The organism is Photobacterium satsumensis, from assembly GCF_050336935.1.
Classification (GTDB): Bacteria; Pseudomonadota; Gammaproteobacteria; order Enterobacterales; family Vibrionaceae; genus Photobacterium; species Photobacterium satsumensis.
Genome location: NZ_JAKJSK010000007.1, coordinates 700,963 through 722,625 on the forward strand (window position 1 = coordinate 700,963; position 21,663 = coordinate 722,625).

Annotated in this window: 18 protein-coding genes; 7 read left to right on the plus strand and 11 right to left on the minus strand. The window is 46.5% G+C overall.

Features of this window, described 5'->3' with window-relative positions:
* The first annotated feature begins 189 nt into the window (after nt 1-189).
* Complete coding sequence (locus L4D79_RS14700) at nt 190-1,029, plus strand: AraC family transcriptional regulator (protein ID WP_428652304.1); 840 nt, start codon at nt 190-192, stop codon at nt 1,027-1,029.
* A 48-nt stretch (nt 1,030-1,077) separates the two neighbouring features.
* Nucleotides 1,078-1,716: a LysE family translocator gene (locus L4D79_RS14705; protein WP_428652305.1), complete on the plus strand. Its 639-nt coding sequence runs from the start codon at nt 1,078-1,080 to the stop codon at nt 1,714-1,716.
* Nucleotides 1,717-1,787: 71 nt separating this feature from the next.
* Here the strand turns inward: L4D79_RS14705 and L4D79_RS14710 are convergent, their stop codons facing one another.
* Together L4D79_RS14710 and L4D79_RS14715 are read right to left on the minus strand one after the other, a co-directional pair.
* Entirely contained in the window at nt 1,788-3,092 is a 1,305-nt protein-coding gene (locus L4D79_RS14710; RefSeq protein ID WP_428652306.1) for an inosine/guanosine kinase, read from the minus strand.
* 273 nt (nt 3,093-3,365) lie between these two features.
* Complete coding sequence (locus L4D79_RS14715; protein WP_428652307.1) at nt 3,366-4,061, minus strand: DUF2786 domain-containing protein; 696 nt, start codon at nt 4,059-4,061, stop codon at nt 3,366-3,368.
* Nucleotides 4,062-4,336: 275 nt separating this feature from the next.
* Between L4D79_RS14715 and L4D79_RS14720 the strand changes: the two genes are divergently transcribed.
* Nucleotides 4,337-5,299, plus strand: coding sequence for a hypothetical protein (locus L4D79_RS14720; protein WP_428652308.1), 963 nt, complete (start codon nt 4,337-4,339; stop codon nt 5,297-5,299).
* A gap of 70 nt (nt 5,300-5,369) precedes the next feature.
* Here L4D79_RS14720 and L4D79_RS14725 read toward each other — a convergent pair whose 3' ends face one another.
* Entirely contained in the window at nt 5,370-5,819 is a 450-nt protein-coding gene (locus L4D79_RS14725; protein ID WP_428652309.1) for a DUF411 domain-containing protein, read from the minus strand.
* 108 nt (nt 5,820-5,927) lie between these two features.
* Nucleotides 5,928-6,308, minus strand: coding sequence for a hypothetical protein (locus L4D79_RS14730; protein ID WP_428652310.1), 381 nt, complete (start codon nt 6,306-6,308; stop codon nt 5,928-5,930).
* A 272-nt stretch (nt 6,309-6,580) separates the two neighbouring features.
* Between L4D79_RS14730 and L4D79_RS14735 the strand changes: the two genes are divergently transcribed.
* Nucleotides 6,581-6,937 (plus strand): XRE family transcriptional regulator, encoded by a 357-nt coding sequence (locus L4D79_RS14735; RefSeq protein WP_428652311.1) that lies wholly within the window; start codon nt 6,581-6,583, stop codon nt 6,935-6,937.
* A gap of 188 nt (nt 6,938-7,125) precedes the next feature.
* On the opposite strand, the gene L4D79_RS14740 is transcribed toward L4D79_RS14735, so the two are convergent.
* Nucleotides 7,126-7,878 carry a phosphatase PAP2 family protein gene (locus L4D79_RS14740; protein WP_428652312.1) on the minus strand — a complete coding sequence of 251 codons (753 nt, stop codon included), beginning with the start codon at nt 7,876-7,878 and terminating at the stop codon, nt 7,126-7,128.
* 105 nt (nt 7,879-7,983) lie between these two features.
* Here L4D79_RS14740 and L4D79_RS14745 point away from each other — a divergent pair, with 105 nt between their 5' ends.
* Both L4D79_RS14745 and L4D79_RS14750 read left to right on the plus strand, forming a co-directional pair.
* On the plus strand, nt 7,984-8,949 hold the full coding sequence (locus L4D79_RS14745; RefSeq protein WP_428652313.1) for a Gfo/Idh/MocA family protein: 966 nt from the start codon (nt 7,984-7,986) through the stop codon (nt 8,947-8,949).
* A gap of 263 nt (nt 8,950-9,212) precedes the next feature.
* Complete coding sequence (locus tag L4D79_RS14750; protein ID WP_428652314.1) at nt 9,213-10,793, plus strand: BCCT family transporter; 1,581 nt, start codon at nt 9,213-9,215, stop codon at nt 10,791-10,793.
* 80 nt (nt 10,794-10,873) lie between these two features.
* Here L4D79_RS14750 and dgcA read toward each other — a convergent pair whose 3' ends face one another.
* Nucleotides 10,874-11,842 (minus strand): N-acetyl-D-Glu racemase DgcA, encoded by a 969-nt coding sequence (dgcA, locus tag L4D79_RS14755; protein WP_428652315.1) that lies wholly within the window; start codon nt 11,840-11,842, stop codon nt 10,874-10,876.
* A gap of 10 nt (nt 11,843-11,852) precedes the next feature.
* Complete coding sequence (gene dgcN / locus L4D79_RS14760) at nt 11,853-12,857, minus strand: N-acetyltransferase DgcN (RefSeq protein ID WP_428652316.1); 1,005 nt, start codon at nt 12,855-12,857, stop codon at nt 11,853-11,855.
* 168 nt (nt 12,858-13,025) lie between these two features.
* On the opposite strand from dgcN, the gene L4D79_RS14765 reads away from it, so the two are divergent.
* Nucleotides 13,026-14,366 (plus strand): patatin-like phospholipase family protein, encoded by a 1,341-nt coding sequence (locus tag L4D79_RS14765; protein WP_428652317.1) that lies wholly within the window; start codon nt 13,026-13,028, stop codon nt 14,364-14,366.
* Nucleotides 14,367-14,795: 429 nt separating this feature from the next.
* Here L4D79_RS14765 and L4D79_RS14770 read toward each other — a convergent pair whose 3' ends face one another.
* From L4D79_RS14770 to L4D79_RS14785, 4 genes are all read right to left on the minus strand, one after another.
* Nucleotides 14,796-16,322: an efflux transporter outer membrane subunit gene (locus L4D79_RS14770; protein WP_428652318.1), complete on the minus strand. Its 1,527-nt coding sequence runs from the start codon at nt 16,320-16,322 to the stop codon at nt 14,796-14,798.
* Nucleotides 16,315-19,446 (minus strand): efflux RND transporter permease subunit, encoded by a 3,132-nt coding sequence (locus L4D79_RS14775; protein ID WP_428652319.1) that lies wholly within the window; start codon nt 19,444-19,446, stop codon nt 16,315-16,317. Before L4D79_RS14775 ends, L4D79_RS14770 begins: the two co-directional genes overlap by 8 nt.
* A 13-nt stretch (nt 19,447-19,459) precedes the next feature.
* A complete protein-coding gene (locus L4D79_RS14780) occupies nt 19,460-20,638 on the minus strand; it encodes an efflux RND transporter periplasmic adaptor subunit (protein WP_428652320.1) in 1,179 nt (392 codons plus the stop codon).
* 76 nt (nt 20,639-20,714) lie between these two features.
* On the minus strand, nt 20,715-21,602 hold the full coding sequence (locus tag L4D79_RS14785) for a LysR family transcriptional regulator (RefSeq protein WP_428652321.1): 888 nt from the start codon (nt 21,600-21,602) through the stop codon (nt 20,715-20,717).
* Nucleotides 21,603-21,663 lie beyond the last annotated feature (61 nt).

Below are 21,663 nucleotides of genomic sequence, written 5' to 3' on the forward strand. Positions count from 1 at the left end.
TTTATATTGATAGCGTTATCAATTAGTTAAAATGCTATTTATTTACTATAAGGTTAGGACAAATACTTCAGAAAACGTAAAAAAATGTTCTTTTTGGTTCACTTAGGTAAAACCACTTATTGCTCGATTGTTGCCTTCAACGATTCGATGAAATACGATGTTTAGATGATGTATTAAGGGGTCAGTGAAGTGGCTAACATTGTTCGTAATATCAACCAAGGATTTTGGCGTAGCGAGCGTATTCCAAACCTTACTATTCGAACTACCTATAACAGTACCCAAGGTTATAAAACACATAGTCATGCAGAGTTGTCTATTGGGATCATTCAATCTGGCGTGACCTGTTTATCCATAGATAATAAAGAGACCCTCCTGAAAGTAGGGGATGTTATTCTTATTGAGCCTAATAAGGTTCATGCTTGCAACCCAGTTGACGGTAAACCTCGAAGTTACCATATGTTTTATGTCGATAATGCTTGGTGCTGTGAGATTTTGTCGGCAATCTACGGATATCACATTACTCATTTTGTTTGCGATCAGGCGCTGGTTTCGGGCCAACACCAAGAAAAGATTCTGCTTGGTTTAATTGATGAATTGCTAAATGAAGTGACACGACTTACAGCCTTGAAGCTGGAGTCGGTGTTATTTAGCCTACTGAGTTGCCATTGCTCACCATTGATCCCACCATCAAATGAAGATGAGCTCGCTTATCAGGTTAAAAATTGCTTGTCAGCAAATATTGTTGAGCCCCCATCACTGACCGATCTTTCTAAAGAAATAGGGCGACCCAAAGAGTCTCTGATCCGTAACTTCAGACGACGGTTTGGTATAACGCCAAAAGCATTTATCACTAATACTCGCGTCGAGAGAGCAAAATTATTACTAAAAAGTGGTATGGATATTGTCGATGTCGCTAATGAGTTAGGGTTCTCTGATCAAAGCCAGTTGCATCGTGCTTTTGTTAACTATACAGCGTCTACGCCAAGGCAATATCAACAGGGAGCGTCAATTTTCGACAATAAGTCATAGAGCTAAATGCCTATAGTTTGATGTCCATTTAACTATAGGTAAACACGGATGATGTTAATAACCCTTTTCCCTGCGGCATTCCCGGCTTTGGCTATTGCCCACTTCATCGCACTATTAAGCCCTGGGCAAGATTTCTTTCTGATCGTATCTCATTCTATCCGACATAAATTGAAAGGCAGTCGATATATTTGTATTGGCATTGCGTTGGGAAACGCTGTCTATATTACGTTTGCAATTTTTGGGTGGACGAGTATTCGAGATAATCCCGGAGTCTTTTCAGCGGTTGAAATTCTCGGCGCAGTGTACCTGCTATGGATTGGTTCAAGGTTACTGAAGAGTAATAAAAAAGCCCCCCTAAATAGAACTGTGCACGAGGTGGTTCCTTCTGCGACCAAGCAATTACTGCTAGGTTTAAATTCAGCACTGCTAAACCCTAAGAACGCGTTGTTTTATATGAGTCTTATGACTGTCATCCTCGGAAGTGAAGTGACATTGGTCCAACAGATATCTTGTGGAGTATGGATGTTTACTGTTGTTTTATTCTGGAATTTGTTGGTTGCCGCGACGATTGGGTGGCCACAAATACAGCGCTCCTTGAAATGCGGAATACATTGGGTGGAAAGAAGTGCCGGGGGAGTGCTTGTCTTTTTTGGTTTAGCTTTATTAATTGATTATGTGCCTTTTTGATGGTTACCAATCGATTGTATTGTGTATAAAAAAACGGAGCTGATAAGCTCCGTTTTTTTAGCTGGCGGCGATTAACGCTCCCAGTAGGCTTCTTCTAGACAATCTTCACGCTCTGGCAGGCCACGAGATAGGCGCGGGGCATGCTGGGTCAATACTTCATAGCTTACGCGGTTCGAGTATTGGCAGATCTGAGAGAAAGAAGAGTAACTTAAGAACTCACCGATATGCTTGCCTGAATTTGGTACGTTTGCCTTGTGGAAACGGTTAGCAGACATGTCATGCAGCAGTGCAGACAATGCAGCATCACCGGCACCGTTAGTGTTTTTAATTTCCACTGGGCCACCAAGATATGGTGCAATGTGTGAGTAAACACGGATTGGGTTTTCACACGAGTCTTTCTTCATCGGGCGGCTGAATTCGTACTTGTTGAAATCAGCAATGCGGCCAGGAAGAAGCGGCAGCGTTGATTCGCGCTTAAGCTCTTCATCGGTATAACCTGCCATGTAAAGGCCAACAGGGCCCGCCGTACACAGAACAAGATCTACCCATTCAAGGGCTTTGTCAGCAGCAATCAGTGGATCCTTCTCGCCCGTTAGCGCTTCGGCTTCCTCTTCGTTCATCGCTACACAGGTAACGTGTTCTTTTAGGAAGTCGATCCACCAATCTTGCATGCCTTCAATAACATATTTAGTACCAAGGGTCAGCACAACCGGTACATTGTTTTTCTTCGCGTGCTCGATAGCTTTAAGAGCCGAGTCTTTCATTGGGTCGCCAGGCTTGCCGCGAACCAAGTAAGAAGATAGAACAAGCGCAGAAGCATTCTCAAACGCACTTTCTGGCACGAACTCAGGCTTAAGCTGGTTCATTTCCCCTTCGTTGATCGCAAAAGTTCGCTCACCATCTTCGGTGATAAGGGTGTAGCAGCGACCAATAGGGCCTTCAACAGGTTGCAAGAAGTCTAGGTCCATACGGCTAGAAGTATTGCAAAGGTAGCGGTAAGCGTAGGATCCAATCTTTAGATCTTGGCTCATTACACCAAGAAGAATCGATTTGTCATCAGCGAGAACAGAGTAGTTATGGAGGGTGTTACCAATGGTATCACCTGGGTATTCATGGCTGATAAGGTTGCGTTCTTTAAGCTCTTGGTAAAGTAATTCAGCTTTATCTTCTGCGAGAACAAGCGAATGGCCTTTACTTAGGTTGTGACGAGCCAAGAATTCATCGTCGATACGCGCTTCGATATCTACGATAGTTTGGCCAACACCAACAAGGTGAGTACGAGATAGCGGATTTTCTTGCTGGATTTGAGCTACTAATGGATCGCGGGCATTGACTGGAAAGTAATGCTTGGATTTACGCTGACCAGGGAATTTCATGTTTGAAGGCTATCGATTAAAGGGGATTTTGTTTCATTGTATCATAAAAACGAGATTTACATCCCACTTCATGACGTTAAGATAACATTTAGGGATTGGTTGCTGGTTTTTTGCTCAGGATAAAATTGTCATCTATCTCTTGTTGGTATAACTGATTATTTTACAAACAAAAAACAGCCACGGTATGGGCTGTTTTGTCAGTGAGAAATTACTTGAGTATAGATGCCCAGACGCTAAGTTAACTTGTCTCTGCATACTTTGTTTGCCGTTTGTTTATGAAAGCAACTTAGGTTTGAACGCTTTCTCTCCGGCAACAGGGCGGTTAACCGAAATCGAGCGTCCTTTCTTCATTCCTTTTTCGTAATCATCAGTAAGGGCATTCATGGCTTCCTGAAGCTGCTTCTTGAAGGTTTCTCGATCTATGTTTTCGAACTCTTTATCGATGAAGTTAGACATGCGTTTATCATGGTCATCATCGGTGTTGAGTTCAGGCAGTTTTTCCAAAGCGCCTTCAAGCCAACCGGCCAAGAAAGAGTTTACGCGTCGAGTAACTTCAGCATTGCTGGTGCCTGTGCCTTGGAAACTGTTTCTAAACTGGCCAGTTTGCTGGTTCATTTCACGGTACACGATGTCAAAAGCAAACGCGGCAAAGATAGCCCTTTCTGCAACCCCAATAAACTCAGCCTGTTTGAGCCCTTTGTGGTTGGTTAGCACACACTCGACACCGAAGCGGCGGTTGATTCCGCGGATGATCTTCAATATCTGCTGGCTGATGTCGGCTGGAAGCAGGGTTTTAGTTTTTGTTTTGCCCATCTTGATAAATTCGATGTCATCTTGTTCAAGGCCGTACTTTAGCATCAAACGATGCGCCATCTTAATGGCTTGTGCGGCTTCATTGACGTTTGCAGAGTTACCCAGCTCGAGGCATTTCGCAATTTTTTTGAGCGCCTTTCGCTTTTGTTCAGACATTCGATTGCACCATGATAGAAAAGGGCACACATTTTAACGTTTTCCCAAAGCTAGCACAATTCTCTTAAGCGGATAGTTTATGCAGTTTTTATCTTGAAGATATTCGGGTGTCACAACAGTTAAATACTTGGTCGATTTTTGCACTGTGGAAAAGATGGGCGAGGGGTCTCCTCGGTTCATAGGGAGATTTCTTAGCCGTTTGATTATGCACCGCCTTGAGTCTTGGTGATATGGCACGCATAATATTCACAGTTTTTCATTTGGGTATTTTTGCTATGACAGCGACCTACCAATCCGTTGATGTACCTTTTGATTATCGCCATACCTGTTGGTTTTGTGGTGAACCGTATTTTGAATCGTACGCCTTTTTACCGTCTCCTAACTATGATCACCAAAAGTTGCCAATCCTTCTACCGAGCTGTCATGAGTGCTATGGCATATGTAAAGGCATAAAAGCGAGTGATTTGGAGCTATTGCGCGATAAGGTGAAGGAGCAGCTTCACCGTAAATACCAAAAGCACTTGCAGATAGGGGTAAATTGGACAAAGGAAGAGTTAGAGCAATCAGAATTTGAAGGTAAGGCGCTTGAAGGGTTTCGAGAAAGTGCTTGGAACATGTTTGAAATTGCCAAAGTACGGGTGAACTTTCAGGGCTGGCCATTAACCATTGATGGGTTGCCTGTAGCGAGTTTGAGTACGAGTTTCCATGTCCAATTTGATGGCATTAACTATACCAGCCTCAGTCATGCTGTAGAGCAGCTGGCGAAGTCTTACAATATTCCGCAGCAGTATTTAGAGGAAGTGGTGGAAGTCGTAGGCCGTGACCGCTTGCCCTATGCCATTCGCTTTGCCAAAACGACGTATGGGTATTCAGCAGCAGAGCGTGCAGCGAGTATTGATAGCTTGAAAGCGTTATTGGCAGAAGAGTCGGCACTGTCTCTGCCCGAGCGAAAGGGCTCAATGGGCATAGATGTTAACGTTGGTGATATTGCTGAGTTGATTTTGCATCGTACTTTGATCCCGCCTTATGCGACTCAATGGGTACTCAAGCAAGGTATTAATAGTTTGAATCAACTTGCTGAACAAGAAGATGCCTTTTTTGAACACTTCGGTGCCGATTCAGAGCTAACGGCCTTTACGTATTTTACGGCGATGCAAATTTATCTTGAACATAGAGAGCTAGAGCCAGATTGGGCTGAGCATCAAGATCCTAACCGGGAGTGGTTTGATAAATTATAAGCTTAGATAACCCATTACTCTACCTAATATAAAGGCGCCAACCGGCGCCTTTATAGTAAAGACTAGCTATTTACTGATTCTGGCGAGACCACACCATGGTTTTACCATTTTCGTCAAAGGCCAAGACCTCATACGGGTCTTTTTGGTCATTATACTCCATACCTGGAGAACCCATTGGCATGCCTGGAACAGCTAGGCCGACCATGCGCTTTGGTTTGGATTCGATAAAGCGGAGGACATCTTCTGCAGGGACATGGCCTTCAAACGTATAACCTTCAATTTCTGCGGTATGGCAAGAAGCATAATCTGGGCGGATACCGAGATCAATTTTGGTTGGGGTCATGTTTTCCTTATAAACGACATCAAGTTCAAAGCCATTATCTTCCATATGCTTTACCCACTCTTTGCAGCAGCCACAGTAAGGTGATTGGTAGTTGGTGCCTTTGATCACCTGCGCAAAGGAGAGTGTGCTTGTTGCGATTAATACCGTTGCAAATAGGGCTTTTGAAGTAGTTTTCATAAATATTCCAGTCATTAGTAATGAATAGTGTTGTGCTGAATTCAAACCACGTATTGACGTCCTTTCAATTGGATCGCCATAAGGTGGTGGACTTATTCTTAGTAAGAATTACGCAATGACAGGAGGGCGGAAGATGACACGCTGAATCAGTCGGTGACTGCCTTCAACTTCTTTGAAGTGATATGAACCTTCAAGAGGGACAACGACAAGCTCCTCAGCGAGTATGGCAACGGGGATTTGCCCTGAATGACACTGGTTGTCTTTACAACAGTTATCCGTAGGCGTTGCTTTTATAAGGCTACAACTGTCACCGGTATCGGAGACTATTACATGCGTTGATACAGGGCTGCAGCAATGGGACATGGCTATTGGTGTGTTGCAGCCATCAAAGTTTACTGAGGAATACGGGGACGCAGATGCACTTGATGCTACTGAAACAAACAGCATCATGATGATAACAACATTGGCAATCATCTTTTGTAAGCGCATAACGAACCTAAATTGAACGGACAAGCACATTATATCCAGCATTTAGTCAATTGAACAATCTCAAGTACAAGACAGGCTATCGTTTGGACAAAAAATGACAAGTCTATGATCGGGCGTTTGTTTTTCTTTGTATTGCTCTCAGCCCTTGTGTGACGTGGCTTTGAAAGCGGTGAAGCCTTACTTTTCTCTGACAAAGCAGGTGGTGCGATCAGCTTAAATAAGTGCAACGAAAAAATACTAATGCGCTAGACACTGTGCGCAAGGAAACTATGATGCAATATACTGAACAAGACCGTCAGGTTCTTCATGATACTTGGATGAGCTACAAGGCTAAGATGCGAGTTACCCAAATTGAAATGGCAAAGCGTCTTGGCGTCAGCCAGCTGGTGTTTTCAGATATTCTTCGCGGTAGTGTTCCTCTTGAGCACCGTTTTGTTAATCAGTTTTGTAACTATATTGGTGTCGACCCATTGCTGACATTACCGTCACTTCGCAGCCAGATGGGCGGAGAGTTGCCTAATTCGGTGACGCTGACCAATACATTTATCGTTGATGGTGAAATTAAGAATGTGCGCTACGACGGTAATCAACTGGTTGTTGAATACGTTCATAGTGTTGAAGTGCATTAATACATTTTATATACCCAGTAGCTTGCCGCCATTGGGTACAAAGCCTTTTTGATGCCAGTTATCTATTAACACCCCAGTGGTGAGCTTTTATATCAAGCTCACCACTGGGGTGTTTTTATTGGAGGTAAGGATTGCTGCAGGGAGGGGCAGGTTAAGGGTATAAGAAGCCTTAACCTGCAGAAGTGAGGCTATTTGCTTTGTTGCAATGGTTGGTTGCTAATCTTCTTTACTGGCGATATCCCCCATTCAGGGATACAAAGATACAAGCATGCTGCACCAAAGATTGATGCTAGCAGGTCAGTCGGCCAGTGCATGCCTAGCCAGATGCGGCTGATCCCCACACCAACCGCCCAGACAATGATAATGCCGGCTGGAATGAGTTGGCGGCGTCTAAGGAAAAAGCCACCCCAGAAAGCAACACAAACAGCCGTAAAAATTGTGTGGCCGGAAGGTAGCGAGTAGTTTGTCTCACCTTGCCAGTGGGCAATCCGCCAGTGACTGACACTTTCGCTGGCCTGTTTAACCGCTTCATCTTTCTCTTGGTCAGTAAGGGCGTAAAAAGCTTGTGGACTGTCTACGATGCCTAAGCTTTGAAGTTGATGGGTATAAGGGCGAGGTACCTCAGTGATGTGTTTCATCACTGTTTTGGCGACAAAGCTCAATGCAAGTAGCAGGGCAAACTGAACCCCCAGTATAACGAGCGTTTTACGGGGTAGCTTCAGGGCAATTGGGATCAGCATGAACAACCCAACCGTCACCAAGAAGCCCGGGTTGCCCGCAGAGTGGGTCAGCAATGAAAAAAGCATACCGCTAAAGTCGGAGACTGGCCCATTCAAGTTGGCTTGAGAATAAAAGACCAGTACCCCAGATAATAGGGTGGTCATCAGCAATAATGCGATAAGGCCAGGGAGCTTTTGTCGAATGAATGGACGGAGGAACATAATCAATACACTTCATAAAATGGAGACGGGATTCTAGCAGAGTATACGCATTAAAAAGTAAAATAAGTGTCATAAATCGTTAGTTTAAGTTTAGTAAGGATTGAAATGAAGATTGCCCTGATAGGATTAGGCGATATTGCAATAAAGGCGCATTTACCAGTATTAAGCCAACTGCCGAATGTTGAATGGGTGTTCTGCACCCGCAACCCAGAACGCTTACAACAACTCGCTAAGCAATACCATGTGACTGAAACTTATACTGACTATCGGGATTTAGCCAAGGCGGGTATCGATGCGGTGATGATCCATAGCGCCACGTCTTCACATCCTACGCTGGCGGCGTTCTTCTTGAATCTTGGTTTACCGGTCTTTGTCGATAAGCCACTCGCCGATAGCTACGAGCAGTGCGAGCGTCTTTATGAGCTTGCTGAAAGTAAGCAAGCTCCGTTGTTTATGGGGTTCAATCGCCGGTACATCCCTCTTTATAAGCAGCACCTTTCGGGAGTCACCGTTGACTCTAATCTAGGGGGACAGGTTCCTGCTGAGCAACAGCCCTCAGGGCCTTTGCTGTCATTACGTTGGGAAAAACACCGCCATGACTTACCTGGTGGAGTTCGGACCTTTATCTTTGATGATTTCATCCATCCATTAGACAGCATCAATGTGAATGCGAACATTGAGCCGGAAGACCTCTATATTACTTGCCAATCCACCCCTGCTGGAGCGCAGTTACAGCTTGGCCGCCTTGATGTGCAATGGCAACAGAATGGCGCGTTGTTTCACGCATCAATGAATCGCCAGCACGGAGCGACGTTGGAAACGGTTTCTGCCAATTATAGAAATGCCAGCTATCGGTTTGATTCTTTTACAGAGGGAAGCCGCTGGCAGAATAATATAGAAGAGCGTTTAAAACTTGCAGATTGGACGCCTATGCTTGCTGCGAAAGGGTTTCATGCGATGGCCGAGCACTGGTTAGCGGTTGTAAGTTCAGGTAAACAGGCATTGTTTTTCACTCAGCGAAATCTTCATACTCATCTACTCGCGGAGCACTTGGTCTCTCAAGTGAAATGAGATGAGTATCACTGGCAATTCAATGCATCTACTTTGACGTATTTTTGAACTGCATCACAAAAAATATTTCGTGTTCAAAACAATTAGTGCATAGAAAGTAGCGATTGCGATAACTCCCTATAATAGTTGACTATTTTTCTAAGGTGTTTGTTTTTGTAGCTAGGTGCTTGAGTTGCCATTATAAATTATTAAGAAATATTTCACTGGTGTGGTGGGGGATGAGCTGCTAAAGTGCCGCCCCTCACACACACCGTGAGATAATTATGCTAAGCAATACCCTAAAAGGTAGCGACAAAACAGTTTCAGTTCTAAGTATTGGTTTCCTAGGATTGTTTCTCCTCTTTTCCCTCTATGATTTGACTTTAGTCAGCCAGATCATTGATTCCGCGTTTTCCTATTCTACTGCTGTTTTTGGCCAGTTTTGGCAATGGCTGATGGTGATTAATTTCGTTATTGCCCTAGTGATAGCGGTTAGCCCATATGGCAAACAGCGCCTAGGTGCCGTGAATAGCAAGCCAACAATTGGTACATTCCGTTGGTTGGCGATGATCATGTGTACGCTGCTCGCAGGTGGTGGTGTGTTCTGGTCAGCTGCAGAGCCTATCTATCACTTTATGACGACACCACCGAGCTTTGATGGTGTTCAAGCAGAGTCTGCTGCTGCGGTCGTTCCTGCTCTTAGCCAAAGCTTTATGCATTGGGGCTTTTTGGCCTGGGCATGTCTTGGCACACTAGCGACGATTGTGTTGATGTATGCGCACCACCAAGGTGGGGTAAAACTACGTCCGCGCGCTTTGCTTTATCCTATTGTTGGTGACAAGCTAGAAAACCACTGGTTTGGTTCTGTTATTGATGCATGCTCAATTATTGCTGTTGCAGCAGGTACAATCGGTCCAATTGGTTTCTTGGCTTCTCAACTAGGTTACAGCCTAGAAGTCGTTGCTGGCATTGATAACAATTCTACTAGCCAGATGGTCATTTTGGCTGTGGTTGTTGCGATCTACTCGATTTCTGCTTTCACTGGTATGGACAAAGGCCTTCAGTGGCTAAGTCGTTTCAATATCGTGGGTGCTTTTGCCCTACTAATGGTGATGTTGGTGTTTGGCCCAACCCAGTTTATCTTTGAAAACTTTGGCCTAGCATTCGCTTCTTATATTCAGCATCTGCCTGAAATGAGTGTGAATGCGGATAGCCCTGCTTGGAGTCAGTGGTGGACATGGTTCTTCTGGGGCTGGTTTATCGGTTTTGCACCTATGATGGCGATCTTTATCGCACGCATTTCTGAAGGTCGTAGCATCCGTGAGCTGATTTTGACCATTGCTGTGGCTGCGCCTATTGTGACTAACTTCTGGTTTACCGTATTGGGTGGTACAGGGATCTTCTTTGAACTTCAGGTTCCAGGAACCATTTCAGGCCCGCTTGCTGACTCTGGCCTACCAGCGGTATTACTTGCATCATTGGCACAATTGCCGTTCAACGAACTAATGATCCCTGCGTTCTTAGTGTTGACGACGACATTCGTTGTTACAACGGGTGACTCAATGGCTTACTCAATTGCACTTGTTGTGTCTGGTGATAGCCAGCCGTCAAAATCACAGCGTCTGTTCTGGGCGTTGGCGATGGGTGTTATTGCCGGCGTGCTGTTGCTTGCGGGTGACGGTGGCTTGAATGCGTTGCAGTCATTTATTGTGATCACTGCGGTTCCTGTGTCTATGCTGTTGGCTGTGACATTGGTCACTGGTCCTTTGGCTGTTCTGCGAATGCAGGGCAAGCAGGCTGAAGCGGAAGCTCAAGCTCAAGCTGAGCAAGGCTGGGAACAAGCGGAAGTTGCTAGTCAGTCGTAAAGACAACACTTAAGAAACATTTAAGCGCAAGCCAACGTATGTGGCTTGCGCTTTTTTTATGATTAAAAGCAAGCAGCCAGCTAAATCACTATCATTCCATCTTGATATACCAGCCCATTCTCCCTGTCGTGTTTTAACAATATCGGTCCATCAAGATCGACCAAAACCGCCTGACTCGCGACGGGAAGTGCCGCTTCCATTGCCAGTGACGTGCCGACCATACAGCCGACCATGATATCGAGTCCTGCCTCTTTGGCTTGCTGAGCTAGTTTTAGTGCTTCGGTTAACCCGCCAGTTTTATCCAGCTTGATGTTGACCATCTCGTAGCATCCCTCCAAACCCGTGAGGTCGTCACTGGTATGGCAACTTTCATCAGCACAAAGGGGGATTGGGTGGGGAATGCCTCTTAGTAGGCTATCTTTTCCAGCGGGGACAGGTTGTTCAATCATCCTGATGTTGTAGCTGGCCAATGCACTAAACAGCTCGCTGAGTGGCTGTGTCTCCCATGCTTCGTTGGCATCTAAGATGATCTCGCACTGTGGTGCCGCTGCGCGTACAGCTGCAACACGTTCAACAATCTCCTGAGCATCCAGTTTAACTTTGAGTAATTTTGCTCCCTGGTTGCACAGGTCACGAGCCTGTTGGGCCATGGCATCGGGTGTATCAATGGATACTGTCATGGCCGTGACTATGTGCTGCCTTATCTCAAAGAGTGGCGCGGGAAAGGCCTCTTTGGCGTTGAGCCGCCACAGGGCACAGTCGATGGCATTTCTGGCGGCACCAGCAGGTAGTTGTGGTACCAAGTCTTGCTGAATGGATTTGGCAGACAAAGTCGGGTGTTGTTCAAGCAAGGTGTTAAAGTTCTCAATTTGCGCGATAACACTCTCAATACTCTCGCCATATCTGGCATACGGTGTACATTCAGCCGTTGTGTGACGATCACCGAGTGTCACGGAAGCAACGACAACATCTTGGTGGGAACGGCTACCGCGGGCGATAACAAACGGCCTTGCGAGCTCAAAACGTTCATGATGGGCTGAAAGTTTCATTCCTGCCCCCTTACAATTGGTGTAGTCGATCGGCTATGGCTGACACACCAAAGCGGACCGGGTCGGTAACGGGTAATTGAAATTGGCTCGCCAACTGTTCGCAGTAAGCTTTGGCGTCTTCTTTATCCAGTGCTGATGTGTTGAGGCAGATCCCAACAAATTGTGCGTCAGGGTTGGTCAAGCGAGCGGCCGTCAGGTTTGCCTCCATCGTCGTTTTGAGAGCTGGTACGGGCATATGGGGAAGATGGCGAATATGTTTGCGGCCAACCTCATGGCAAAGCACCAGCGCATCGGCTTGAGCACCATGAAGAAGCCCCATGCTGACACCGGCAAAAGAAGGATTGAACAGCGATCCCTGACCTTCGATAATATCCCAATCGTGATCGTCAAATGCAGGGCTTACCGCTTCAGTCGCACCAGAAATGAAGTCGGCAACGACGGCGTCGATGGCGATACCTTTACCGGAGATGAAAATCCCGGTTTGGCCCGTGGCGCAGAACTGTGTGTTCAGCCCTTGCTGGTTCATCTCCTTTTCAAGGGCGAGGGAGGCGTACATTTTACCGACCGAACAATCGGTGCCGACTGTCAGAAGCCGTTTGCCTGAACGGGGTATTCCGTTACCTACTTCGATGTCACCATCAAAGTGGCGCACGTCGAAGAGCTTACAACTATTGGCTCTGGCTTTTTGTGCCAGTGTAGAGCTATCACCCAACCGTTGGTGCATACCCGAAGCGATGCTGAAACCGATATCCAATGCCCTCTCGAGGGTGATTAACCAGCTCTTCGGAATGAAGCCGCCCGCATTGGCTGTTCCCAGTACCAGCGTTCTTGCCCCTTTGGCATAGGCATCCTCAAGGGAAAGGTCAGCCAGATCAAGGCTGACGGTCTCTGGCGTTAATCGCAGCTGGCCAATACATATTTCAGGCCGCCATTGCAGGATCCCACGAGCCGTTTTGGCTGAAAGCGGATCAGTGACATCGCCGAGAAATAGAAGGTAAGGTTGGGGGATTTGCATGGTTCATCCTTGGTGTTTGCTAACGTAATATCACCATAGCTGAGCTTGGGATAAAGCTCGAATACATAAATGTTTCAAGGGTATAACGTTAGGTTATAGTCGCTAAGTTGCTACACCTTTATTGCTAAGTATTAGCTAAATTAAAAGAAAAAGAGAACGGTGCAAACCATGCGTCTAGCTGTAATATCTCTTGGTATGCTATTGGGGCTCTCGCTGTCAGGGTGTACGACGTATGGAAACGTCGTCAATGAACCAAAGTTGTCTTTGACCACTGAGAACACCTATTCACTTACTACAGCGGCAAATCGGGTAAACAAAGGAGAAATTACTGTTGCTATTGCCATGTCTGGTGGGGGGACTCGAGCAGCGGCTTTGTCATACGGTGTCATGAAAGCGTTGCGTGATACATCGTTAACACGAGAGCAACTAACAAAGCCGGTATTAGATGAAGTAGATTTTATCAGCTCGGTGTCTGGAGGTAGTTTTACGGCTGCTTATTACGGGCTATATGGCAACAAATTATTTGATGACTTTGAAGAAGAGTTTCTTTATTACCACGTAAGTGATGATCTGTTTTCGCGTGTTTTTAGTCCACGAACTTGGTTGACCACTGGGGGAAGAACGCAGAGAGCAATTGATTATTATGATGCCAATCTATTTTATGGGGCGACTTTTGCTGATATGAATCGAGTTGGGCGGCCAATTGTGGTGATTAATGCATCTGATTTAGGGGGCGGAATACGATTTTCATTCCTTCAAGAGTATTTTGATCTGCTTTGTTCTGACTTATCAACCTATCCCGTCGCTAATGCTGTGACTGCTTCATCTGCGGTTCCTCTGGTATTTAATCCAGTGGTTTTGAGAAATCATGAAGGGTGCCAACAAAGCCAGTTGATTGAATTGTCCTCAGATGATGAGAGGAAGGCGCATACCCGTCATACGGTTGAAGGGCTGAAAAGCTATCAAGACAAATACGATAGGACTTTTATTCATCTTGTCGATGGCGGTATTACTGACAACCTAGGACTGCTGTCATTTTATGATGTCATTGAGAGCTCTGGTGGCGGTGAAGCATTCTTTAAGCGGATTGGTGCAAAACCCTTGCCGCATTTCGTGATGATTGTTGTCGATGCTTCAACATCACCAGATTTTGAGATGGAGGGATCAACCAAAGAGCCTACAATCAGGGAGACCCTGTCGGCAATGACAGATATTCAGCTTCACCGCTTTAACGATGCATCAAAAAGTTTGTTTGTAAGGACAATGGAGCGATGGGCATCGATCCTATCTACTGAAGATGTACAGATGTCGACTTACTTCGTTGATATCAACCTACAAGATGTGACAGATATAAAGAAAAAGCATTATCTCAACCAGATACCTACAGATTTTAGTTTAGATCCTGAACAGGTAGATGCCTTGATAGAAGAAGGCTATCAGCAACTGATCAACAACGACGAGTTTCAAGCCTTTCTAGCAGACTATCGTATTGGGCAAGAAGAGAAATAGGCAGAAAGCTATTCAAATAAACACCCCCAGAGGGGGGAGAATTTATATTACTTGAAAATGAGGTATTGCGTTCTGTTTTGCTCAGAGCTGAAAACTGAGCGTTAAGGAAGAGCTGGCTTATTTACGCTTTTGCTTCGTTTGTGCTTTAACGCGCTTGGAAACGATATAGTGCATTGCCATTAGTGAATCGTAGTTCATGTGTAGCCTCTCTAACAATTAATTTGTAATTTACTTTCACATCGGCTGTTTTGTTGCTACCGATGTAATAATATTAGTGTGATTTGCGTCACGATTCAAGCGGTTATCGACATGCGTAAGTGGGTGCGCTGTAATTTAATTACAAAAGTTGCAGTACTTTCGATCAGCGGTATAAATGGTTGATGGGGCTCACCAATTAGTAGGAAACTAGAACTATTCACTATTACTCTTTCACTGGTTTCCGTATAAAGCCTCTGTAGAAGGCAATGCATCAGGCATTGGCACATCACTTTCTACCCATCCTCCACCGAGAACTTTGTATAAAGTCACTAAATTAAGCTCTTCAGTGAGTTTCGTGTTTATGAGTTCTTGCTGAGCGGTGTAGTACTCTCGCTGTGAGTCGAGAACCGTGAAGTAGTCATCAACCCCTTCGTCAAAACGTAAGTTAGATAACCGGAAACTCTCGCCGGTGGCATCAACCAGCATTTGCTGGGCTGATACTTGATCACTCAATGTCGCTTGGTTAGCTAAGGCATCTGCCACTTCGCGGAATGCGGTCTGTATAGCAAGCTCGTACTGATTTAAAGCAATTTGCTGATCGGCAATAGATACATCTAACTGGCTGTCCAACTCTCCCCAATTGAAGATGGGGAGAACAAGGTTCGGCGTAAATACCCAACTTCGGCTGTCACCGGAAAATAGATCATCGGCAGAGGCACTCAGCAGGCCACCTGTTGCCGTCAGGGAGATAGTAGGAAAGTAGGCCGCGCGTGCTGCACCTATGTTCGCGTTAGCAGAGCGTAGCTGGTGTTCGGCAGATAAGATATCTGGTCGGCGTAGTAGTACATCTGACGGTACACCGACATGGACAGGGGCAAACCCAATATTGTCTATTAACTGGGGGAGAAGATGTATGGGAACGGCTTTACCGACCAAGGTATTGAGTGCGTTGACGTCCACATCCACTTGGCTGGTAAAAACCGCCACATCTTTGAGGGCGGTAGCAACGGTTGTTTTTGCTTGGGCAACGTCCAGGCCGGTTGCCACACCACTGTTGAAGCTTTTTTCTGTCAGGACGAGGGAATCTCTTTGTACCCTGAGGGTGTCTTCTGCTAGCCGTAGTAAGCGTTGATCGGCAATTAAGGTGAGGTATGATTCAATCACGCTGCTGATTAAACTGAGTTGAGTGTTTTTTCGTGCTTCGATAGTGGATAGGTATTGTTCCAGCGCTTGCTGCTCTAGGCTTTCAATTCTGCCCCAGAAATCAATTTCGTAATTGCTCACGCCAAGATCAACGCTGTACTGGCGGCTAATGGTTGAATTGCCGTTATTGACGTTTTCCGACAGACGTTGATTGGCACCGGTTACGCCAAGATCAATATTGGGCAAGCGGTTTGCTCTCTGGATGCCGTACTGCGCTTCTGCCCGTTGAATATTCAAAACAGCAATCCGTACATCACGATTATTGCGAAGGGCCAGTTCAATAACCTGAGTCAGCTTGTCACCCTGGATAAATGCCCGCCAGTCTTCGTAAGGGGAAACCCTGTTGATTGTCGTTGCTGGAGGAGGAGCTTGGGTATTTGAGGTACCGGGAACGTTGCTACCCGTGTAGATAGAGAAATTATTGGCACTTTCATCCACGGGCCAATCGGTTTCGGTCGGTGCCACAGGCTGCTGGTAGTTTGGGATGAAATTGGTACAACCAGCAAGGCTGGTGGCCAGACAAATGCAGAAAGCCAGCGATGTTGGTTTAGTCATGCTTGGACTCCTCTGCAGGTGTAGGTGATTTGTCAGGTCCGTAGAATATCCGTGTCACGACAACAAAAAACAGCGGTACAAAGAAGATACCGAGGAAGGTTGCGGTGAGAACACCACCAACAACGCCAGTACCTACCGCATTTTGGGCACCAGAACCCGCGCCGCTTGATATTGCCAGCGGAACAACCCCCATGCCAAATGCGAGCGAGGTCATGAGTATTGGGCGCAGACGGATCTTGGCGGCATGAATGGCGGCTTTGAACATGTCTTCACCTGAATCATGATACGATTTGGCAAACTCTACAATCATGATGGCGTTCTTGGAGCCAAGGCCAATCGTTGTCAATAAGCCAACCTGAAAGTAAACGTCATTATCGAGCCCGAAAATCAAGGTCGCGGTAACCGCACCCAAAATAGCTAACGGTATGATGAGAATGACGGAAAAGGGGACGGCCCAACTCTCATAAAGTGCGGCAAGGCAGAGGAAAACAATGAGTATCGAAAGCGCATAGAGCAGAGGTGCTTGACCACTTGATATTCGCTCTTGATAAGACATGCCTGTCCATTCCAGCCCGACACCTTTTGGCAATTCACTGACTATTTGCTCCATCTCCAGCATTGCTTCACCGGTACTGACGCCGGCAGCAGGCTCTCCTAGGATCTCCATTGCCGATGTGCCGTTGTAGCGCTCTAGGCGAGGGGAGCCATAGGTCCATTCCCCTTTACTGAACACACGCATAGCAACCATTTCGCCTGACTGGTTCCTCACTTTCCACTCCATGATATCTTCTGGATTCATTCGAAAAGGCATGTCGGCTTGTACATACACCTGCTTGATTCGGCCTCGATCAACGAAGTCGTTAACGTAGTTACTCCCCAGAGCGGTGCCGAGGGTACTGTTGATATCGTTAATGGACACCCCAAGTGCCCGGGCTTTGAGTTGGTCGATTTGGATGTGGTACTGCGGTGTATCATTTAGCCCATTTGGCCTGACTTGAAATAAGTTGGGATTCTGTGCCGCCATACCTAATAGCTGATTTCGTGCCTCAGTCATTTTTTCATGGCCGAGCCCTGAACGGTCTTGCAAGAACATATCGAAACCGGTGGCATTACCTAGCTCCATTATTGCCGGTGGGGCAAAGGCGAAAATGAGAGCCTGCGGTATTTCGGTGAAGGCCATCATCGCTCGGCCGACAATGGCACTGACCTTGTCACTCTCTGCTGTGCGCTCATCCCAGTCTTTCAGTGCGATGAACATCATACCGGTGTTGGCACCGGAGCCTGCGAAACTAAAGCCTGAAACAGAGAAAACGGACTTCACATTTTTCTTTTCCACTTCGAGGAAATGATCTTCAACCTGATCGAGAATATGCAATGTTTGCTCTTGGGTTGAGCCACTGGGTAGCTGCACCATACTCATCATAATGCCTTGGTCTTCATCGGGAAGAAAACCGCTAGGAAGGCGCAAGAACAACAAGGCCATCACAACGCCTACCCCCAAGTAAATGCTTAAAAAACGAACACTGCGGTGGGTGATAAAGGTGACTGCCGAGGTATATTTTTCAGTCGCTTTATTGAAGTTGCGGTTAAACCAGCCTGCAAACCCCGTTGTCTTATGGCCGTCAGAAGTATTGAGCAAACTGATACATAAAGTTGGGGTCAGGATAATGGCAACCATTACCGAGAGGGCTACAGCGGTCACTATGGTAATGGAAAACTGGCGATAGATGGCCCCGGTAGAGCCGGCAAAGAAAGCCATAGGGATAAATACCGCACAGAGCACCATACCGATACCTACGAGGGCACTGGTTATTTCATTCATCGACTTTTCAGTCGCTTCCCTGGGCTCTAGCCCTTCTTCTTCCATGATCCGCTCAACGTTTTCAACCACAACAATGGCATCATCGACCAGCAGGCCAATCGCCAGTACCAGAGCGAACATGGTGAGCGTGTTGATGGAATAACCCAGAGTAAGAAGGACAGCAAAGGTGCCGAGCACCACGACAGGCACTGCAATCGTCGGGATCAGTGTCGCCCTAAAACTTTGCAAGAACAAAAGCATCACCAAGAATACGAGGAAGATTGCCTCAAGCAGGGTCTTTACGACTTCTTCAATCGAAATTTCAATAAAGGGTGTAGTGTCATAGGGGTAAACGATGTTGATGCCTTCTGGAAAGAAGGGAACAAGTTCGTCGAGCTTTGCCCTGACGGCATTCGCTGTCTCCAAGGCATTTTTACCAGTGGCCAGAGCAATAGAAATCCCGGTTGCTGGCTGTTTATTATAGTTGGAGACCGTTTGGTATGACGCCGAGCCTAGTTGAACCTTAGCAACATCTTCCATCAGAACCTGAGAGCCGTCAGGATTGACCTTGAGCAGAATTTTTTCAAACTGCTCCACCGTTTGTAATCTTGACTGGGCAGTAATGGTGGCATTGAGCTGTTGGCCCTGAACAGCCGGTGCAGCGCCGAGCTGGCCGGCAGAGACCTGTGCGTTTTGCTCCTGAATGGCAGCCACAATATCAGATGGCATTAAATCGTAATTTTCAAGCTGATAGGGGTTTAGCCATATCCGCATCGCATATTCAGCCCCGAAGAGCTGGGTTTGTCCCACGCCATCTACCCGGCTTAGCGGGTCTAACACATTACTGGAAATGTAATCTGAAATGTCTTCATTGGTTAAAGAAGGATCATCAGATACGAATCCAATCACCATTAATATGGAGTTACTTGCTTTCTCGACCTTTACCCCTTGATTCTGTACTTCAAGCGGTAATAAGGGAGTCGCAACAGAGAGTTTGTTCTGGACCTGTACCTGTGCAATATCAGGGTCGGTACCTGCACCAAAGGTGAGGGTGGTGGTGATATTACCGAATGAATCGGATGTCGATGACATATACAGCAGGTTGTCGAGTCCGTTCATCTGTTGCTCAATCACCTGAGTAACAGAATCTTCAGCCGTTTTTGCCGAGGCGCCAGGGTATGTGGCAGAAATTTGTATCGCCGGTGGTGCAATGGTTGGATATTGGGCAATAGGAAGCAGGATAATCGAGATGATCCCCGCAAGCATTACCATAATTGCAAGCACCCACGCGAAAACAGGTCGCTGTATAAAAAAATGTGCCATGACCCCGTCCTATTTACTTGGAAGGATTATTTGTTTTAGAGGTGCTGATTTCGTGCGATTTACTAACAGGAGCCCCGGAGCGAACAAACTGCAAGCCATCTACGATGACTTTCTCGCCAACGTTTAAACCTTGGGTGATCAACCACTGGTTGTTTATCAAGCGCTCGGTTTCGACGGTCCGGACTTCAACTTTACTGTCTTGGCCAATGACACTCACTTGAGCGTCACCTTTTGGTGTGCGGGTTAAGGCTTTGGCTGGGATCAAAATGGCGTTGTCGACGATCCCTCTAGGTAGCGATGCCCTGACGAACATGCCGGGTAAGAGGATTTGTTGCGGGTTGGGAAACGATACCCTTAGAACAAACGAGCCTGTTGTTTCATCAATGTTGATATCAGAAAACAGGATGGTCCCTAATTTGTCGTATATCGTGCCATCCTCGAGAGAAAGCTGAATATCACCAAGTTCTGTTTCTGTCCGCTTAAAAGCCCCCTGGGCTAATTCACGCCTAAACCGTAAGAGCTCAGTGCTGGAAGCCGTCAGGTCGACATGCATAGGGTTGTAAGTTTGTACTGTGACCAGGGGCGCGGATTGGTTCGCGGTGACCAGAGCGCCGGCAGTAACCGAAGAGCGGCCAGCCCGACCATCGATAGGAGCGTTAACTTTGGTATAGTTAAGGTTGATTTTAGCGTTCTCAACACCGGCTTTGGCACTGGCGACATTCGATTGCTCTTCTTGGTATGTGGCAACCGCATCGTCATAATCTTGTCTTGAGACCGCTTTTTCCCTCACCAGGCGGCGATAACGATCTGCACGGTTTTTTGCAGTAGCAAGGTTAGCTGATGCTTTACTTAAGTCCGATCGTGCTTGATCGAGTGAAAGCTGGAATGGAGCCGGGTCTATCTGGTAGAGAGGCTGCCCCTTTTGCACCATCGTCCCTTCCTCAAACAGTTGCTTGAGAATAATGCCACCGACCTGCGGACGAACTTCGGCCTCGTAGGAAGCAATTGTCCGTCCAGGCATTTCATCACGGAGTTCGACCGACTGAGTCGTGACAGTGACATAGCCGATGTCGTATTGAGGCCCCTGTGGTGGTGCCGCCTGTTTATCTTCACAGCCTTGTACAAACACTAAGCTCAACAGGGCGAAAGCTAAAGAGAACGGTTGTAACAGTTGCTGCTTAACACTGGTCATTACGCCAACCTACCTTAGAGCCCCTAATCATTCAGAGTAATGAATAGCTTATTCAGGTTTAGGCTGGCGCATTGTCTTATCTTTGAACCGGATTCTCTAATAAATGTTGGCGAAGAAGCTCAACAAAGCCATTAGCTGTTGAGGACAAAGGAGAATGGTCGGCAAAAAGTAAGCTAATTGATACAGGAATTTGCTCCGATAATGAGACAACCGATACTTTTTCTTGGTAGTTCCTTGCCGTCCAAGGGTCAACAATGGTGACCCCCATCCCCTGAATGACCAGTTCAGCCGCTGTAGAGTAGGAGCGTACGGACAGCTGATAGTGATGATCTGGAAGATATTTCTCAACGGTATGTTTGACTGCAAGCCCTAGAGGGTCTCGGCCATCAAGCCCGATAATTGGGGCAAGATCAATCAGTTCGGTTATGGAAATAGAGCGGGAGGCCCAAGGAAGTGGGTTGGGCAACAGGGCAACCATGTCAGCTTTCTTCAATGTTTGGCTTGTGATCCTTGGGGGCGCAACATGACCGAAGCTAATGGCAAAGTCGAGTTGGTTATCAATGAGGGCGTCGCACAACTCATTTTGATTACCGGTAGAGACTTCAGCAGAGACAGACGAATTATGGCATAGTCCAGCTAAGACAGGAGGCAATAGAGTGGTAGATAGCACGGGTGGCGCACCAATGCGAAGATGAGTTTGGCCTTTCTTTAGTTTACTGGTCAAAGACTGCAGGTTACCCACTTGGCGATAGACTTTTTCCGCCTCAGGCAGCAAAGCCAGGGCTTGCTCGGAGGCGATTAAACGCCCCTTATGGCGGTGGAAAAGCTCAAAGCCAAGCTGCTGCTCGGTATGGGCCAGGACCCGGGTAACATTAGGCTGGGAAACATGCAGTAACTTAGCTGCTCCTGAGACACTGCCGGTTTTCATTACGGCGTAAAAAACTTCAATTTGGCGTAAATTCAAAACCTGTCCTGCCTATCCTTATGGCTTCTTTCTTATAACCTGGTTATGAACATATCATTCA

What these genes read in the sequence shown, in the direction of transcription:
- L4D79_RS14705 (WP_428652305.1), top strand. Translation starts at nt 1,078, where the DNA reads ATGATGTTAATAACCCTTTTCCCTGCGGCATTCCCGGCTTTGGCTATT.
- L4D79_RS14710 (WP_428652306.1), bottom strand. Translation starts at nt 3,092, where the DNA reads ATGAAATTCCCTGGTCAGCGTAAATCCAAGCATTACTTTCCAGTCAAT.
- L4D79_RS14715 (WP_428652307.1), bottom strand. Translation starts at nt 4,061, where the DNA reads ATGTCTGAACAAAAGCGAAAGGCGCTCAAAAAAATTGCGAAATGCCTC.
- L4D79_RS14720 (WP_428652308.1), top strand. Translation starts at nt 4,337, where the DNA reads ATGACAGCGACCTACCAATCCGTTGATGTACCTTTTGATTATCGCCAT.
- L4D79_RS14725 (WP_428652309.1), bottom strand. Translation starts at nt 5,819, where the DNA reads ATGAAAACTACTTCAAAAGCCCTATTTGCAACGGTATTAATCGCAACA.
- L4D79_RS14730 (WP_428652310.1), bottom strand. Translation starts at nt 6,308, where the DNA reads ATGCGCTTACAAAAGATGATTGCCAATGTTGTTATCATCATGATGCTG.
- L4D79_RS14735 (WP_428652311.1), top strand. Translation starts at nt 6,581, where the DNA reads ATGCAATATACTGAACAAGACCGTCAGGTTCTTCATGATACTTGGATG.
- L4D79_RS14740 (WP_428652312.1), bottom strand. Translation starts at nt 7,878, where the DNA reads ATGTTCCTCCGTCCATTCATTCGACAAAAGCTCCCTGGCCTTATCGCA.
- L4D79_RS14745 (WP_428652313.1), top strand. Translation starts at nt 7,984, where the DNA reads ATGAAGATTGCCCTGATAGGATTAGGCGATATTGCAATAAAGGCGCAT.
- L4D79_RS14750 (WP_428652314.1), top strand. Translation starts at nt 9,213, where the DNA reads ATGCTAAGCAATACCCTAAAAGGTAGCGACAAAACAGTTTCAGTTCTA.
- dgcA (WP_428652315.1), bottom strand. Translation starts at nt 11,842, where the DNA reads ATGAAACTTTCAGCCCATCATGAACGTTTTGAGCTCGCAAGGCCGTTT.
- dgcN (WP_428652316.1), bottom strand. Translation starts at nt 12,857, where the DNA reads ATGCAAATCCCCCAACCTTACCTTCTATTTCTCGGCGATGTCACTGAT.
- L4D79_RS14765 (WP_428652317.1), top strand. Translation starts at nt 13,026, where the DNA reads ATGCGTCTAGCTGTAATATCTCTTGGTATGCTATTGGGGCTCTCGCTG.
- L4D79_RS14770 (WP_428652318.1), bottom strand. Translation starts at nt 16,322, where the DNA reads ATGACTAAACCAACATCGCTGGCTTTCTGCATTTGTCTGGCCACCAGC.
- L4D79_RS14775 (WP_428652319.1), bottom strand. Translation starts at nt 19,446, where the DNA reads ATGGCACATTTTTTTATACAGCGACCTGTTTTCGCGTGGGTGCTTGCA.
- L4D79_RS14780 (WP_428652320.1), bottom strand. Translation starts at nt 20,638, where the DNA reads ATGACCAGTGTTAAGCAGCAACTGTTACAACCGTTCTCTTTAGCTTTC.